General features: G+C 74.2%; 15 protein-coding genes, 1 tRNA gene and 1 pseudogene. 7 read left to right on the top strand and 10 right to left on the bottom strand.

What is annotated here, in order from left to right; genetic code table 11:
- Positions 1–132, top strand: a 132-nt coding sequence (locus tag MF605_RS03170) for an integrase core domain-containing protein (RefSeq protein WP_242821236.1), incomplete at its 5' end; no start/stop codon positions are given.
- 29 nt (positions 133–161) lie between these two features.
- Positions 162–362, top strand: a complete 201-nt coding sequence (locus MF605_RS12110) for a hypothetical protein (RefSeq protein ID WP_422614626.1) — start codon at positions 162–164, stop codon at positions 360–362.
- On the opposite strand, the gene MF605_RS03165 is transcribed toward MF605_RS12110, so the two are convergent.
- A tRNA-Asn gene (locus tag MF605_RS03165) sits at positions 324–395 on the bottom strand. The two genes, MF605_RS12110 and MF605_RS03165, sit on opposite strands and share 39 nt — an antisense overlap.
- 204 nt (positions 396–599) lie before the next feature.
- Between MF605_RS03165 and MF605_RS03160 the strand changes: the two genes are divergently transcribed.
- The gene (locus MF605_RS03160; RefSeq protein WP_166795254.1) at positions 600–1,265 is read left to right on the top strand and encodes a PepSY domain-containing protein; all 666 of its coding nucleotides are present in this window, start codon (positions 600–602) and stop codon (positions 1,263–1,265) included.
- 81 nt (positions 1,266–1,346) lie between these two features.
- On the opposite strand, the gene dnaG is transcribed toward MF605_RS03160, so the two are convergent.
- From dnaG to MF605_RS03145, 3 genes and pseudogenes are all read right to left on the bottom strand, one after another.
- A complete protein-coding gene (gene dnaG, locus MF605_RS03155) occupies positions 1,347–3,257 on the bottom strand; it encodes a DNA primase (protein WP_113914074.1) in 1,911 nt (636 codons plus the stop codon).
- A 30-nt stretch (positions 3,258–3,287) separates the two neighbouring features.
- Positions 3,288–3,533: a hypothetical protein gene (locus MF605_RS03150; RefSeq protein WP_069942019.1), complete on the bottom strand. Its 246-nt coding sequence runs from the start codon at positions 3,531–3,533 to the stop codon at positions 3,288–3,290.
- Between the two features lie 62 nt (positions 3,534–3,595).
- A pseudogene (locus tag MF605_RS03145) lies at positions 3,596–4,321 on the bottom strand (bile acid:sodium symporter); the annotation flags it as partial.
- A gap of 89 nt (positions 4,322–4,410) precedes the next feature.
- Between MF605_RS03145 and MF605_RS03140 the strand changes: the two are divergent.
- Both MF605_RS03140 and MF605_RS03135 read left to right on the top strand, forming a co-directional pair.
- On the top strand, positions 4,411–5,994 hold the full coding sequence (locus tag MF605_RS03140) for an anthranilate synthase component I family protein (protein ID WP_113914073.1): 1,584 nt from the start codon (positions 4,411–4,413) through the stop codon (positions 5,992–5,994).
- Positions 5,995–6,107: 113 nt separating this feature from the next.
- Positions 6,108–7,010 carry an SIR2 family NAD-dependent protein deacylase gene (locus MF605_RS03135; RefSeq protein WP_134416448.1) on the top strand — a complete coding sequence of 301 codons (903 nt, stop codon included), beginning with the start codon at positions 6,108–6,110 and terminating at the stop codon, positions 7,008–7,010.
- Here the strand turns inward: MF605_RS03135 and MF605_RS03130 are convergent.
- From MF605_RS03130 to MF605_RS03120, 3 genes are all read right to left on the bottom strand, one after another.
- Positions 6,937–8,343, bottom strand: a complete 1,407-nt coding sequence (locus MF605_RS03130) for a deoxyguanosinetriphosphate triphosphohydrolase (RefSeq protein ID WP_134416446.1) — start codon at positions 8,341–8,343, stop codon at positions 6,937–6,939. The two genes, MF605_RS03135 and MF605_RS03130, sit on opposite strands and share 74 nt — an antisense overlap.
- On the bottom strand, positions 8,336–9,646 hold the full coding sequence (dusB, locus tag MF605_RS03125) for a tRNA dihydrouridine synthase DusB (RefSeq protein ID WP_225348373.1): 1,311 nt from the start codon (positions 9,644–9,646) through the stop codon (positions 8,336–8,338). The genes MF605_RS03130 and dusB overlap by 8 nt, the downstream gene beginning before the upstream one ends.
- A gap of 119 nt (positions 9,647–9,765) precedes the next feature.
- A complete protein-coding gene (locus MF605_RS03120; RefSeq protein ID WP_065573265.1) occupies positions 9,766–10,182 on the bottom strand; it encodes an ankyrin repeat domain-containing protein in 417 nt (138 codons plus the stop codon).
- Between the two features lie 139 nt (positions 10,183–10,321).
- On the opposite strand from MF605_RS03120, the gene MF605_RS03115 reads away from it, so the two are divergent.
- Entirely contained in the window at positions 10,322–11,344 is a 1,023-nt protein-coding gene (locus MF605_RS03115; RefSeq protein ID WP_134416444.1) for an LLM class flavin-dependent oxidoreductase, read from the top strand.
- Complete coding sequence (locus tag MF605_RS03110; RefSeq protein WP_134416442.1) at positions 11,341–12,663, top strand: MFS transporter; 1,323 nt, start codon at positions 11,341–11,343, stop codon at positions 12,661–12,663. Before MF605_RS03115 ends, MF605_RS03110 begins: the two co-directional genes overlap by 4 nt.
- A gap of 7 nt (positions 12,664–12,670) precedes the next feature.
- On the opposite strand, the gene MF605_RS03105 is transcribed toward MF605_RS03110, so the two are convergent.
- From MF605_RS03105 to MF605_RS03095, 3 genes are read right to left on the bottom strand one after another with little or no spacing between them, the layout of a single operon-like run.
- Positions 12,671–13,306 (bottom strand): cation efflux transmembrane domain-containing protein, encoded by a 636-nt coding sequence (locus tag MF605_RS03105; protein ID WP_134416440.1) that lies wholly within the window; start codon positions 13,304–13,306, stop codon positions 12,671–12,673.
- On the bottom strand, positions 13,303–14,439 hold the full coding sequence (locus tag MF605_RS03100; RefSeq protein WP_134416438.1) for a GNAT family N-acetyltransferase: 1,137 nt from the start codon (positions 14,437–14,439) through the stop codon (positions 13,303–13,305). The genes MF605_RS03105 and MF605_RS03100 overlap by 4 nt, the downstream gene beginning before the upstream one ends.
- Positions 14,436–15,818, bottom strand: coding sequence for a glycine--tRNA ligase (locus MF605_RS03095; protein WP_134416436.1), 1,383 nt, complete (start codon positions 15,816–15,818; stop codon positions 14,436–14,438). Before MF605_RS03095 ends, MF605_RS03100 begins: the two co-directional genes overlap by 4 nt.
- Positions 15,819–15,852: the final 34 nt, after the last annotated feature.

The raw sequence follows: 15,852 nt of genomic DNA, 5'->3' as shown, positions 1-15,852 counted from the left end.
GCTCGGCGTGAGGCCCTGCAGGTGTGGGTGAACCACTACAACTACCATCGGCCTCATACCTCCTGCGGGGACGCCCCGCCAACCTCGTTGGCCCCGGCACGAGTCAACAACGTCATGACCTCTTACACCTAGCAGCAGCGCTCGGCGTCTCACAGAGCGGCATCTCACACCGGCTTCGCGCGCGGGTGGCCTTTACGTTGGAGGAGCTGGCCACCATCGCGGAGGTCTTCGACATCACGCTCGCGGAGCTGCTCGGCCCGGTCATCCTCCAGGCACGAAGAAGCCCCCACACCGACATGGTCGGTGCAGGGGCCTCTGCTCGGCTCCCCCGGTTGGATTCGAACCAACAACCCTTCGATTAACAGTCGAATGCTCTGCCGTTGAGCTACGGGGGAATGTGCCGCGAACCGCCGGAGTCGTTCGAACAACGGATGGAACTTTACCAGAGCCCCTGCCTGCGCGCCACCCGGCCGCGGGGCGCCGTCGTCGTCCTGCCCACGCCCGGGGACCGGGCCCTTGCCAGGCACGGCTCCGGCGGGGCTACGGTGCGAGGACATTCCCAGAACCATGAGGAACGGACCCGAAGGAGAGACGTGTCCATGACCATCACGACCCTCACGCGCAAGTCCGCGCTGACCGGCACGGGCGTGCTGGTCGCGCTCGCACTCGCGGCCTGCGGCACCACCTCCGACAACGGCGACGACGGCTCCGCCTCGCCGGGGGTCGACGCCTCCTCGTCCGTGGCGAACACCCCCACCACGGACGACGGGTCGGGCTCGGCGTCGTCGTCAGCCTCCTCCGCCCCGGCTTCATCGACGGCCCCCGCGGCCGGCGGCGGCTCGGCCACCGGCCAGGCCGACGAGCCCGCCTACGCCGTGATCGACGCGGTCCTGGAGAAGTACGGCGACGGCATCATCGTCGCGGTGGATGCCGACGACGATGACACGACCTGGGAGGTCGACGTCGTGGTGGGCGAGGAGGTGAAGGAGCTGGACGTCACCGCCGACGGCGCCATCACCGAGACCGACCGCGAATCGGACCCCGAGGACGTCCAGAAGGCGAAGGACGCCGAGGTCACCGCCCAGCAGGCCCTCGACACCGCCCGGGAGGGACGTGACGGGGTGACCCTGGACGAGATGGACCTGGACGACGACAACGGCACCCTCCAGTGGGAGGTCGAGTTCGACCGCGAAGACGGCGCGGACGGCCCCGAGGTCGAGATCGACGCCACGTCCGGTGAGGTGCTCACGGTCGACGAGCGCTGACGCCGCGCGGCCGACGGGCCGCCGTTTCCCGAACGACAACGCGCCTGGAGCCGCCGTTTCCCGAACGAAAACGGGTGGGGGTCAGTCGTCGGCGCGGAGGGCTCGGCGGCGCGCCTCCAGTTCCATGAGCTCGCTGTTGAGGCGGGTGAACTCGGCGGGGTCGCCCTCGGGGCCGAGCCGCTGCAGGCGCCCGAGCAGCTCCTCCTTGCGGTGCACGATCTGCAGGGCGAACAGGCGGTTCATGATGTCCCGGCAGTACCGGTCCACATCCTCGGGAGTGCGGGCGGGCAGGTCGCGGACGGCCAGCTCGGAGACGACGCCGGCCACCTCCTGGGGCACGGCGTCCCGCACGGCGTCCACCCAGCGCTGCGGCGTCGCCCCCGCCGACCCGGCCATCTTCACGCCCTGGTGGACGGCGGCGTACTGCGGGACCGTGAAGCGGGCGGCGTACAGCGCGGTCCACTGCTCTGCGGAGAGCAGGGTCGGATGCTGCAGCACCACCTCGAGGGACTCCCGCTCCCGACGGGCGACGGGGTCGCGCGGATCCACCGGCACCACGATCCGCGGCGCCGGGGCGGCGGCCTCCCCGTGGCGGCCCGTGGGCCCGATCGCCTGCCCGTCGTCCGCCGGGGCCGGCCGTGCCTCGGGCTCGGGCCCCCGCCGCGGCGCGCGCCCGGCCGCGGCCACGGCGCGGTGCACGGCGTTCGGGTCCAGGCCGAGCCAGCCGGCCAGCTCCCGCTCGTAGCCGGGACGCAGGACGGCGTCCTTGATGCCCGCCACGATCGGCGCGGCGTGGCGCAGGGCGCCGGCGCGGCCCTCGACGGTGTTCAGGTCGTAGTCCTTCAGCCCCGCCCGGATCGCGAATTCGAAGAGCGGCCGCCGCGAGGCGATGAGCGCGCGCACGGCCTCGTCGCCCTTCTGCATGCGCAGGTCGCACGGGTCCATGCCGCTGGGCTCCACGGCCACGAACGTCTTGGCGAGGAAGCGGTGGTCCTCGTCGAACGCCTTGAGGGCGGCCTTCTGCCCGGCCTCGTCGCCGTCGAAGGTGAAGATCACCTCGCCGCCCGTGCCGTCGTCGGAGATCAGGCGGCGGGCCACCTTGATGTGGTCCGCGCCGAACGCGGTGCCGCACGTGGCCACGGCCGTGCCGACGCCGGCCAGGTGGGCCGCCATCACGTCCGTGTAGCCCTCGACGAGCACCAGCTGGCGTTCCTTGGCGATCGTGCGCTTGGCCAGGTCGATGCCGTAGAGCACCTGGGACTTCTTGTAGAGCGGCGTCTCGGGGGTGTTCAGGTACTTGGGGCCGGGATCGTCGTCGTAGAGCTTGCGGGCGCCGAAGCCGATGGTCGCGCCGGTCATGTCCCGGATGGGCCAGAGCAGGCGGCCGCGGAACCGGTCGTACAGGCCGCGCTGTCCCTCGGACACCAGCCCGGAGGCGCGCAGCTCCTCGTCCCGGAAGCCGCGCTGCCGGAGGTGGTCCAGCAGATGCGACCACCCCTGCGGGGCGTACCCGAGGCCGAACTGCACCGCGTGCTCCTGCGTGAACCCGCGCTGGGTGAGGAAGTCGCGGGCGGCCTGGGCCTCGGGCGAGCCGAGGGCCCGACGGAAGAACTCGTCCGCCACCTTGTTCGCCTCGAACAGGCGACGACGGCGCCCCGTCTCCGCCTTGTCCGGGCCGGTGCCGCCGTCCTCGTAGTGCAGCTCCACCCCCACGCGGGACGCCAGCCGCTCCACGGTCTCCGTGAACGTGGTGTGCTCGAGTTCCATGAGGAAGCTGATGACGTCCCCGTGCGCGCCGCAGCCGAAGCAGTGGTAGGTGCCCACGCCGGGGCGCACGTGGAACGACGGCGTCCGCTCGTCGTGGAACGGGCACAGCCCCTTGAATGAGCCCACGCCTGCCGAGCGCAGGGTGACGAACTCCTCCACGACGGCCTTCAGATCCGTGCGCTCGCGGACGAGGTCGATGTCCTTGCGCACGATCAGTCCAGCCATGCGGACCATTCTAGGGAGGGGGCGGAGCGGTCAGCCCCGAGCGGAACCGGCCTGCGTGGATGGCTCGGTCTCCGCTGCGGCCTGTGCAGGACCGGTCCCTGCCGCGCGGGACGCTTCGGTCCGCGCCGCGTCCACTCCCTCGGACGCGGGGCGCCCGGTGGCGGGGTCGATGACGGGCAGTGCGCCGGTGGCCGCCTCGACCAGCGGATGGAACAGCGCGGCCGACGCCAGGCCGCCGTGACGGCGGCGCGCCGAGGACACGAACGAGAGGCTCATGTCGCCCACCATAGCCACCCGGGACCGTGATTCCGGTCACGGTAAGGCAACATTCTGGGCGGTCAGGTCACGGTTCGACCCGCGCCCGCCCCCGCGGACTGCCCGTGCAGCGGCAGCAGCCGGGGCACCAGCCGGACGAGGCTCACCATCGCCCCGAGCTCCACGAGCGTCTGCGTCACCACCACGAGCGGGGCCGGGTCCAGGCTCGCCGGCAGGGCCAACGCCAGCGGCAGCACGACCAGGGAGTTCCGCGTCACGCCCGAGAACACGAGCGCCCGTCCTGCGGGCACGTCGAGACGCGCCCACCGCGCAGCCACCACGCCGAGGGCCACCATCACGGCGGCGAACGCCGCGAACAGGGGCACGACGGCGGCCAGTGCGGGCAACCGCTCCCCCACCCCGCGGATCTGGGAGGCGACCACCGTGAACAGCGTGACGACCATGAGCGGGACCATCGCCGCCGTGCACCCGCGCACCACCCCGGCTGCCGTGCGGCGCACCCCGCCGCGGCCGCGCGCCGTGCCCCACTGGAGCAGCGCCGCGAGCGCGAGCGGCGCCAGGATCAGCAGGACCAGCGCACGGACGAAGGGCCCGACGTCGACCGCGGCCACGGCAGCCTCGCCGGCGACGACGCGCAGCAGCACGGGCAGCACGACCAGCTGGACGAGCATGAGCAGCGGAGCCGCCGCCAGCAGCCGCTCGGCCGCCCCGCCCGCGAGCGCGGTGAACGCGATGACGTAGTCCACGCACGGGGCCAGCAGCACGAGGAGCACGCCCACGAGCAGCGCGGCGACCAGGGCGCGGCGGGGCGGGGAGGACGGCATGCCGCCAGCGTACGGAGCGATTCGGGCGGGGGCTGACCCCTACGCTGGGGGCCATGCCCACCGCGCCCGTCCCGCCCCAGGACGCCTCCACTCCCCTGCACGTGGCCGTGCGCACGCTCGACGCCGCGGCGCTCGCGGCGGCCGGACACACGGCGGCGACCGCCGTGGCGGCGGTCTACGCGCACGCCGTCGTGCGCGGGGCGGCGTCGTTCTGGCTGGACTCGGCCCTGCCGGACCCGGCCGAGGCCCGCTGGTCCGTGGCGGGCGACGGCCTGGACGTGCTCGGCGAGGAGCAGGGCCGCACGCCCTCCCCCGGCCCGCGGCTGGTCCGGCACGACGACCCCGCCGATCCGGACCGCGCGTGGGCCGACCTCGCGGCCGCGGCCGCGCCCCGGCCGGTGGTCGGCGGCGAGGGGCTGCCGCTGCGCGGCGGCCTGGTCGGCTGGCTCGGCTACGAGCTCGGCCTGGCGGATCTGGGGGTGACACCGCCCTCACGTCGAGCCGAGGACCCCGCGTCCCTGCCCGCGCAGTTCTGGGTGCGCCCGTCCCGCTACGTCGTGGCGGACCACGCGGCCGGGGTGCTGCACTGCTGCGTCGTCTCCCTCGCTCCGACCGCCGCGGAGACCGGGGCCGACCGCTGGGCAGGGGACGTGCGCCGCGCCCTCGCCGCGGCCCGCCGCGCTCTCGAGACGGCGGCGGGCGACGTCGTCGTGCCCCCGCCGCGGGACGCCGGCCCGGGACCACAGGCCGACGAGGAGGCGCCGGGCACGTGGCGCGAGGACCGGGCGGCGTACGCCGAACAGATCGCCCGCTGCCGCGCCGCGCTGCACGCCGGCGACTCCTACGAGCTGTGCCTGACCACCCGCTTCGACGCCGATCCCGGGCTACGCGTGGACCCGCTGGTCCTCTTCCACGAGCTCGCCGCGCACCAGCCGGCCCCGTACGCGGCGCTGCTGGAGCACGGCACGGGCTCCCGCCGGTGGGCCGTGGTCTCGGCCTCACCGGAGCGATTCCTCGCCGGGCGCGCGGGCCGGTACAGCACCAAGCCGATCAAGGGCACCGCCGCCCGCCTGCCCGACCCGGTCGCGGACGCCGAGGCCGCCCGCGCGCTCGCCGCCGACCCCAAGACGCGCGCCGAGAACCTCATGATCGTGGACCTGCTGCGCAACGACCTCTCCCGGGTGTGCGAGCCCGGCTCCGTGCAGGTGCCCTCCCTCATGGCGGTGGAGAGCTACGCGAGCGTCCACCAGCTCGTCTCCACGGTCACGGGGACCGCGCGGGCCGGCGTCGAACCCGTGGACGTGGTGCGGTCCCTGTTCCCCGGCGGGTCGATGACGGGCGCGCCGAAGCGACGCAGCGTCGAGCTGCTGGCCGCGTGGGAGGCCTCCCCACGGGGGGTCTACTCCGGGGCGCTGGGGATGCTGAGTGCGGACGGGACGACGTCGCTGTCCGTCGTGATCCGCACGGCCGTGCTCGCCGGGGGCCGCTGGTCCGTGGGGGCCGGCGGGGCGATCGTCGCGGACTCGGACCCGGCCGCCGAGCACGACGAGGTCCTCCTCAAGGCCCGCGGCCTGCGCCGGGCCCTCGCCCGCGCCGCCGGCACGGGCCTGCCGACGACGTCGCCCGACCTCACCTGACCCCACTCACGGGTTCGGGGGCGATATTCGGCGGTATTCCGACGGAATAACGCCGCAAACCGCCCCCAAACGAAGGGGGGCGACCACCCGTGCCGCCTGCCTAGGCTGGGGACATGGCCGATCCGCACCCCGTCCTCGCCGCCTCCGCCCCCGACCTCGACCCTGACGTGCTGGACGCCGTCCGCGCGCTCGTGGCCGCCGCCGAGCGTCCCGTGGTGCTCTCCGGGGCGGGGATGAGCGCCGAGTCCGGCATCCCCACGTTCCGCGACGCCCAGACCGGCCTGTGGGAGCGGTTCTCCGCGGAGGAGCTCGCCACGGAGGAGGCATTCCTCGCGGATCCCGCGCTCGTGTGGTCCTGGTACCGGTGGCGTGCCCGGATGGTGCGGGCCCGCCAACCGAATCCGGGGCACGACGCCGTCGCCGTCTGGCAGCGCCGCACGCCCGGCCTGGAGGTGGTCACCCAGAACGTGGACGACCTGCACGAGCGCGCCGGCGCCCGGGTCCTCGCGCACCTGCACGGGTCCCTGTTCGAGCACCGCTGCGCCGACTGCGGGGCCCCCGCCGACGTCGATCCGGGCGCGCCCGCGGACGAGGCGACGGCCGGCTCCGAGGCCGACCTCGAGGCGATGCTCCGCGAGGCACCGCCGGCCTGCACCGTGTGCGGGGACGGGCTGATCCGCCCGGGGATCGTGTGGTTCGGGGAGATGCTGCCGGCCGAGCCCTGGGACCGCGCCTTCGCCGCGCTCGAGGACTGCGACCTGTGCCTGGTGGTCGGCACCTCGGGCATCGTCCAGCCGGCGGCGTCCCTGCCGTTCGTGGCGCTGGGGGCCGGGGCCGCCGTCGTGGAGATCAACCCGGTGGAGACCGAGCTGAGCGGCGCGGTCACGCACGTCCTGCGGGGTCCCGCCGGCGCGGTGCTTCCCGCGCTGCTGGACCCGCCGGTCAGAGCCAGACGCGACGGAACTCCGCGCCCTGCACCAGGGTGTGATGCCACTCGACGGCGGTCGAATCGGTGAGCGAGGCGATCTGGTCGATCACCACGCGCCGCCGGGCGGCGTCGTCGGGGGCCTGCGCCCAGTCGAACGCGAACATCGGCTCGAGGTACCGGTCCCCCGTGGCGTCCAGCAGCGCCACGAGCTCCGCAAGCACCTCGCGCTGCCGCGCGTAGAGCGGCTGACGCTGCTCCGCGGTCATCACGTAGGCCGCCGCGATGCCCTTCATCACGGCGATCTCGGTCTCCGTCTCCTCGGGCACCACGACGTCGGCGCCGTGGCGGGTCAGCGGCTCGTTGCCGAACACCTGGCGCGTGGCGTCGAAGGCGGCGGTGCAGAACCGGCCGATCAGCTGGCTCGTCATGTCCTTCATCGCCGCCAGCGCCCGCCGGGAGCCGTCCATCTCGGAGACCCACACGTCGGTGGCCTCGAGGCGGGCCAGGGCCGCGTCGACCTCGGCCGGGTCCGTGTGCGGCAGGTACCACTGGCGGGTGGTCTCCACGACGCGCTCCCGGTGCTCCGGGATGGCCAGCCACTTGAGCTGGAACACGGCGTTGACCACGCCGTCCTCGACGTCGTGCACGGAGTAGGAGATGTCGTCCGCGAGGTCCATGACCTGGGCCTCCATGGACGTGCGCGTGCCGGGCACCCCGGCGCGGAACCAGCGGAACACGGGCAGGTCGTCCTCGTAGACGCCGAACTTGCGCGACCGCGTGCCGTCCGGGCGCAGCGGGGCGTCCTCACGGGTCCATGGGTACTTGCATGCGGCGTCGAGGGCGGCCCGCGTGAGGTTCAGGCCCGCGGAGGAGCCGTCCGCGAAGAGCTTCTTCTGCTCGAGGCGGGCCAGCAAGCGCAGGGTCTGGGCGTTGCCCTCGAAGCCGCCGACGTCCTCGCTGAGCGCGTCGAGCGCCTTCTCCCCGTTGTGCCCGAAGGGCGGGTGGCCGAGGTCGTGGGACAGGCAGGCGGTGTCCACGAGGTCGGGGTCGCAGCCCAGCGACCGGCCGAGCTCACGCCCCACCTGCGCCACCTCGAGCGAGTGGGTCAGGCGGGTGCGGGCGAAGTCGTCCGCGTCCGGGGCGACCACCTGGGTCTTGGCCCCCAGCCGGCGCAGGCCCGCGGAGTGCAGCACGCGGGCACGGTCCCGCTCGAAGTCCGAACGGTAGGAGGACTTGGGCGGCTCGGGCAGCCACCGCTCCCGGTCCCACGGCGTGTAGCCGGGGGTCTGCACGGCGCGGCCGGCATACGGGGGCCGGCCTTCCGGGCCGAACAGCACCGGCTGGTGGGCGGCGCCGGTCCAGTGCGACGACGGCGCGGCGGGCGTTCCGGCGGCGGGCACCGGCGTCGTGGGCTCAGCCACCGGAGACGTCCAGCTCGGCGGCCTGGATCATGGCCTGCTGCTCGGCGTTGAGCTCGCGGGAGTCCAGCCAGCCGTCCGGCAGGTGCGGGCGCTTGGGGGCGCCGGCCCGGCCGCGGGGGCCCTCGGCGGCCTCGCCCGGGTAGGGCTGGTCGCGGTCCACGCGGGTGAGGATCTCGCGCATCGTGGCCAGGTCCGGGACGGTGGACAGCGCGGTGCGGATCTCCGAGCCCACGGGGTAGCCCTTGAAGTACCAGGCCACGTGCTTGCGGATGTCCCGCAGCGCCTTGAGCTCGTCGCCGCCGAAGGTGTCCACGAGCAGCTCGGCGTGGCGGTACAGCGTGTCCGCGACCATGCCCAGGGTCGGCTGGAACCGGTCCTGGCGGCCCTCGAAGGCGGCCTGCAGGTCCCCGAACAGCCAGGGCCTTCCCTGGCAGCCGCGGCCGATCACGACGCCGTCCACGCCCGTGCGCTCGACCATCGCGATGGCGTCCTCCGCGGACCAGATGTCGCCGTTGCCGAGCACGGGGATGTCCGGCAGGGCCTCGCGCAGCCGGGCGATGTCGTCCCACACGGCGGTGCCCGAGTAGAACTGGCGCGTGGTGCGGCCGTGGAGGGCGACGGCGGCGACGCCGAGGTCGCGGGCCGTGCGGCCGGCGTCGAGGAAGGTCAGGTGGTCCTCGTCGATGCCGCGGCGCATCTTCACGGTCACCGGGATGTCCTTCTTCGAGGCCTCGGTGACGGCGGCCTTGACGATCGAGGCGAACAGCTCCGACTTCCATGGCAGGGCCGAGCCGCCGCCGCGCCGGGTCACCTTCGGCACGGGGCAGCCGAAGTTCATGTCGATGTGGTCGCAGCGGCCCTCCTCGACCAGCATCCGCACCGCCGCGCCGGTGGTGACCGGGTCCACGGAGTAGAGCTGCACGGAGCGGGGCACCTCGTCCGGGTCGTGCTGGATGATCCGCATCGACTCGGGCTTGCGCTCGACGAGCGCGCGGGCTGTGACCATCTCGTTGACGTAGAGGCCGCCGCCGTACTCGCGGCACAGGCGGCGGAACGCGGTGTTCGTGATGCCGGCCATCGGGGCGAGCACCACGGGGACGTCGATGGTCAGCGGCCCCAGCCGCAGCGGGGGCAGGGTCAGGCGGTCCGTCGTCGGGGCGGGGTGGCGGGCCTCGTGGAGCTGATCGTCGTCGGTGATGCGTCGACCCGCGCCGGCGGACTTGGCGTAGTGCGCGGCGTGGAGGTCGGCGACGTCGTCGGCGTCGGTCACCGCCGCGGCGGGGAGGGTGTGGGAAGAAGTCATGTCGGACCCCATTCTTCCATTCCGCCCGGCACCCACGTCACCGTGCCCCACGACGAGGCCCGCTGGGAGGCGATCGCCGAGGCGCCCCGCCGGGACGGGCAGACCGTCCTCCCGGCGGGTCAGGCCTCCGACGACGGCGCCGCGTCCCCGCCGTCGAGCACCGCCAGCAGGTCAGCACCGGCGAACATCTGAGCGGTCTGCCGGGCCGACGGCGTGCCGGCATCGGGGTCCGCACCGGCCGCGAGCAGATGCCGCATCGAGGCGACATCCCGTTTGAACGTGGCGCAGGTCAGGGCGCGCTGGCCGCGATCGTTGGCGTGCTCGATCTCGGCGCCGGCCTCGATCAGCATCGCCACCGTGTCCGGGTGCTCGTGGTAGGCGGCGAGGGTGAGGAACGAGTCGCCCGCGTGGTTGCGCAGGCGCGTGCTCACCCCGGCGTCCAGGTATGCCTTCAGCTGGGCCGTGTCCCCGTCCCGCGCCATGTCGAAGAGCCGGTTCGCCAGCTCGATGTCCTTCTCGCTCCACTGCTCGCTCATGCCCGCCAGTATGGCGGACGCCGCGGCGATCGACCGCTCCGCAGCGACATCTCCGCGGGTCTGCCCGCAGGTGATGTCGCCGGCCGGCGGTCAGACGAGCACCGGGAACAGCCCCGCCCGCCCCGCGGTTGCACCCGGCATGACCCGCAAGCACCTCGGCTTCCTCAACTTCGGCCACTGGATCCACCGGCCCGGCGCCGAACCGGACGCGCGGCAGGCCCTCGACGACGTCGTCGCGATGGCCGTGGCCGCCGAGGACGCCGGGCTCGACGGCGCCTGGCTGCGCGTCCACCACTTCCAGCGGATGTTCTCCTCGCCGTTCCCGATCCTCGCCGCGATGGCCGCTCGCACCGAGCGGATCAGCCTCGGCACGGGCGTGATCGACCTGCGCTACGAGAACCCCCTGTACATGGCCGAGGCCGCGGCCACCACGGACCTCATCTCCGGCGGGCGGCTCGAGCTCGGCGTCTCCCGCGGCTCACCCGAGGCCGCCCTCGACGGCCAGGCGCAGTTCGGCTACGCCCTCGCCGAGGGGCAGACCTGGGCCGACGTGACCCGCGAGCGCGGACGCCGGTTCCTCTCGGCCGTGCGCGGCGAGGGGATCGCGACGCCGGACCTCACCTCCGGCTGGGCGCACAGCTCGCAGCCGCTGCGGATCGAGCCGCACTCCCCCGGTCTCGCGGACCGGATCTGGTGGGGGTCGGGGTCCGTGGGCTCGGTGGCCAGCGCCGCCGCGGACGGCTACAACATGCTCTCCTCCACCCTGCTCCTGCAGGACGACGGCCGCCCCTTCCACGTCCAGCAGGCCGACCAGATCGCGCGCTACCGGGAGGCCTTCGCCGCGGCCGGCCACGCCGGTCCGGGCCGCACGGCGGTCACGCGCTCCGCGTTCGTCATCCAGGACCGGGAGGACGAGCTGTACTTCGGCCGGGAGCGGGCCTCGCGCGACTCCTCCGGCATGCTCGAGGGCGGCGCCGCCCGCTCCGGCCCCACCTACGCCGGGTCCGCCGAGGAGGTCGCGGAGAAACTCGCCGCCGACGACGCCGTCGCCGCCGCCGACTGGGTCCTGTTCGCCAATCCCAACCAGCTCGGGGTCGAGTACAACGCGAAGATCTTCGCCGGCTGGGCGGAGGTCTGGCGCCTGCTCGGCTGGGATGCATGAGCGAGGCCGCGCCGCACCTCCCGGCCGCCGACGGGTTCACCCGAGCCCGTCGCGCGCGCTGGGCCGTCACCGCCGCCTTCGCGACGAACGGCGCCCTGCTCGGCGCGCTCATCCCGCACTACCCGGAGGCCAAGGCCGCGTTCGGCCTGGACCCGGCCGGGTTCGGCCTGCTCGTCATCGCGCTCGCCGTGGGCGGCACGCTCGCCGGGCCCCTGCCCGCGCCGATCCTGCGCCGGTTCGGCGCCCGCCGCGTCATGCTCGCCGGCAGCGTGGCCATCGCCCTGCTCACGACGGCGGCCGGTCTCGTCCTCGACATCGCCGGGGCGGGCGCGGGGGCCGGGCACGGTCCGGGCACGGCCGCGGCCTGGCCGCTGTGGGTCTTCACGGGCCTCGTCCTGGCATCGGGGGTGCTCGACGCCGTCGTGGACACCGCCCAGAACGCGCAGGGCCTGCAGGTGCAGACCCGGCTGGCCCGGCCCGTGCTCACGACCATGCACGCCGGCTGGAGCCTCGGAGCGGCCGCCGGTGCCGGGCTCGGCGCCGCGGTCATCACCGTGGGCGGCCCCGCGGCCCTGCACCTGGGGCTCAACGGCGCCGTGTGCGTCGCGGTGCTGCTGGGGGTCCGGCGCCTGTTCCTGGCGGAGGCGCCCACGGACTCGGCGTCGGCCCGCGACGCCTCGGATCAGTCACCCGCGCCGTCGGAGACGTCCGCGCCGCCTGCCCCGGCCACCCCGGGCGCCCCGGCCCTCCCCCGCCGTGCCGCCGTGGCCGCGCTCGTCCCCGCCGTGGTGATCGCGATGGCCGGCTTCGGCGTGGAAGAGTTCGGCAACGCGTGGGCCACCCTGTTCCTGATCACCGAGCGCGGCCTGGACCCCGCCGCGGCGGTGCTCGGCGCGTCGACGCTGCTGGGCGCGCAGTTCGTCGGCCGCCTCGCGGGCGACCGCACCCTCGCCGTCCTGGGACGCCGCGGGGCGCTGACGGCGGGGCTGGGCGCCGTCGTCGTGGGGCTGGGACTGGCCCTGGCGCCGCTGCCGGGGCCGGTGGCCGTGCCTGCTGCGTTCGCGGGGCTGGCGCTGGCGGGGCTGGGCTGCGCCGTGGTGGTGCCCGTGGCCTATGCGCTCGGCGACGAGGCGCCCGGGCTCCGGCCGCAGACCGGGCTGGCGGTGACGAGCTGGTGCATGCGCCTGGCCGGGGTCGGGCTCAGCCCGGCGGTCGGGGCGCTGGCCGGCGCCGTCGGTCTTGCACCGGCGCTGACGGTGTTCCTGGGCCTGGCCGCCGTCGGGGCGGTGCTCGCCGCCCGGCTGCCCGCCGCCCCGTAGGAACCGCTCAGTCGTCGTCGACCTCGCCGGCGAGGGCCTGGGCCGCCAGGTGCTCCTCGGTCGCGGCCTCCCAGATCTCCTTGGCGGCGGAGCCGTTGAGCAGCACGAGAAGCACGCCCACGATGATGTCCGCCCAGCCCGACGCCGTCAGCACCGTGATCCCGGACAGGGCGATCAGCACGACGCCGGCCACGAGGTCGTTGCGCGCCGCGAGCCAGGCCGCCCGGGTGAGGGAGCCGCCGTCGACGCGGACGCGGGCCAGCAGGACCACGCACACGATGTTCACGAGGAGCGAGCCGACGGCCGCCCCCAGCAGCACGCCCGCGGCCGGCGGCTCGGGGTCGCCGATCTTCGTGGCCGCCATGACGAGCGCCGCCACGGCCGGCAGCACGATGATCCCGGCCATGACCTTGCCGATGACCGCCTGCCGGGCCGCCGTCCACCCGAGCGCCACGAAGATCAGCAGGTTGACGGCGAAGTCCTCGAAGAAGTCGACGGAGTCCGCCACGAGGGCCACCGAGCCGATCCCCACCGCCAGGATGATCTCGACCACCAGGTAGGCGCCGTTGAGCAGGGCCACCGCCAGGACGGTGCCCCGCAGGGCGCGGGTGCGCCGGCGGTCCGCTTCGGCTGCCTGGTTCACGCGCCCGTCGTGTCGTCCACGAACACGTACGTGTCCACCAGGGTCCGCGCGGCGTTGCCGCCGATGAGCCCGTCCACGATCCGTTCCAGCGGGGCCATCGCCTCGTCCACCTCGAGCTGCACGGGGTACTGGGCCACGAGCAGGGCGAGCAGGTCGGCCACGGCCTGCAGCGCGTCCTCCTGCCCCAGCTCCGGGTCCCAGCCCACGAGCACGTCGGCCGGCGCGTCCTGGCGCTCCGGGGTGTAGGAGACCGCGAACGCGCGGATGCGCCCGCCCTCGGCCTTCGGCGCGTCGCGGAGCACGACGGCGCCCGCGGCCCCGGTGGCCGGGCCCAGCAGCAGCTGCTGGGCGGCCCCGACGCTCAGGGTGGACGGGTCCCAGGCGTGCACGGCGTCATAGAACGCGGTGACCGCCTGGGTCAGCTCGACGGAGCCGGTCGAGGCCTCCTCGAGGACCACGCCGTCCGGGTGCTCCTCGCCGCGCACGTCCGGCAGGCCGATGGCCCCCGGGGCGATCGCGACGCGGCGGGAGCGCTGCACGGGGGTGAAGCCCTCGGCCACGAGGAACGCCTCGGTGCCGGCGGCCAGTGCGGCGGTCTGGGACCGCACGGCCTCCGTGTCCACGGGCGGCTGGCCGGCCGGGCCCTCGGCGTCGGTCTGCGGGTCGGCACCGCTCACGCCGGGCACCAGGGCGTCCTTGGCGAACCGGGCCTTCAGGGCCGTCGTCGGGATGGTGCCGGCGGCATGCGCCTCCGCGGCGAGCCCCCGCAGGGCCGCCACGAGCGCCCGGCCGATGCCCCGGCGCCGCTCGGCGGCTGCGGTCTCGACGTACAGCCACAGCCGCCGCGGGTGCACGGACGAGGCGTAGACGACGCCGGCCGCCACCGGCACGCCGGCGGCCTCGGCCACGAGCGCGCGGCGCCAGGGCCGTTCCGCGTCCTCAGCGAGCATCGCCCGGTCCTGGTGCTGCTGCGCGTTGGCCGGGTCGCCCCACACCTCGAGCAGGGCCAGGTCGTCCCCGGGTCGCCAGGGACGCAGCACGACCTCCCCGCCAGCGACCGCGGCGGAGTCGAACAACACGCCGTCGTCGTCGTGCCCCGCGGCCGCGGCCGCTCCCGTCACGTCCCCGCTCACTTGACCAGGCGCTCCAGCAGGTAGGACTTCACCTGGGACAGGGCCACGCGCTCCTGGGCCATGGTGTCCCGCTCGCGGATGGTCACGGCCTGGTCCTCGAGGGTGTCGAAGTCCACGGTGATGCAGAACGGGGTGCCGATCTCGTCCTGGCGGCGGTAGCGGCGGCCGATCGCGCCGGAGTCGTCCGTCTCGATGTTCCAGAGGGTGCGCAGCTCCGCCGCGAGGGACTGGGTGGCCGGCTGCAGCTCGGGCTTCTTGGACAGCGGGAGCACGGCGGCCTTGACCGGGGCCAGGCGCGGGTCCAGCTTGAGCACGGTGCGCACGTCCACCCCGCCCTTGGCGTTCGGGGCCTCGTTCTCGGCATAGGCGTCCACGAGGAACGCCATCATGGCGCGGGTCAGGCCGAAGGACGGCTCGATCACGTACGGGGTGTAGTGCTCGTTGTTGGCCTGGTCGAAGTACTGCATCTTGGTGCCCGAGTGCTCGGTGTGCCGGCCCAGGTCGTAGTCGGTGCGGTTCGCGATGCCCATCAGCTCGCCCCAGCCGTCGCCGCCGGTGAAGCCGAAGTCGTACTCGAGGTCGATCGTGGCGTCCGAGTAGTGCGCCCGCTCGTCCGCGGGGACGTCGAACTTGCGCAGGTGCGCGGGGTCGATGCCGAGGTCGATGAACCAGTCCCAGCAGTCCTCGACCCAGCGGTCGAAGTGCTGGCCCGCCTCGGCCGGCGGCACGAAGTACTCGATCTCCATCTGCTCGAACTCACGGGTGCGGAAGATGAAGTTGCCCGGGGTGATCTCGTTGCGGAACGCCTTGCCGATCTGGCCGATGCCGAACGGCGGCTTCTTCCGGGCCGCGCCCAGCACGTTGAGGAAGTTCACGAAGATGCCCTGCGCCGTCTCCGGGCGCATGTAGTGCAGGCCCTCCTCGTTGTCCACGGGGCCGAGGTAGGTCTTGACCAGGCCCGAGAACAGCTGCGGCTCGGTCCAGGCGCCCTGGGTGCCGCAGTCCGGGCACACGATCTCGGCCATGCCCTCGGCCGGCCGGCCCTTCTTGGCCTCGAACGCCTCGAGCAGGTGGTCCTGGCGGTGGCGCCTGTGGCACTGGGTGCACTCCACGAGCGGGTCGGTGAAGGTCTCGACGTGGCCGGAGGCCTCCCACACCGCGCGCGGCAGGATGATGGAGGAGTCCAGGCCCACCATGTCCTCGCGGGAGCGCACGAAGGTCTTCCACCATTCCGCCTTGATGTTCTCCTTCAGCTCCACACCCAGGGGCCCGTAGTCCCACGCGGAGCGCGAACCGCCGTAGATCTCACCGGCCTGGAACACGAAGCCTCGGCGCTTGGCGAGGTTGATGACGTTGTCCAGCGGGGACTTGGCAGCCATGGGGGCATCACTTCCGTACTCATCGGCGGGGCGG

The sequence above is a fragment of the Micrococcus luteus genome (genome assembly GCF_022664405.1).
GTDB classification, from domain to species: domain Bacteria; phylum Actinomycetota; class Actinomycetes; order Actinomycetales; family Micrococcaceae; genus Micrococcus; species Micrococcus luteus.
The sequence above is the reverse complement of the archived record's forward strand: the minus strand, read 5'-3'. Positions and strand labels throughout refer to the sequence as shown.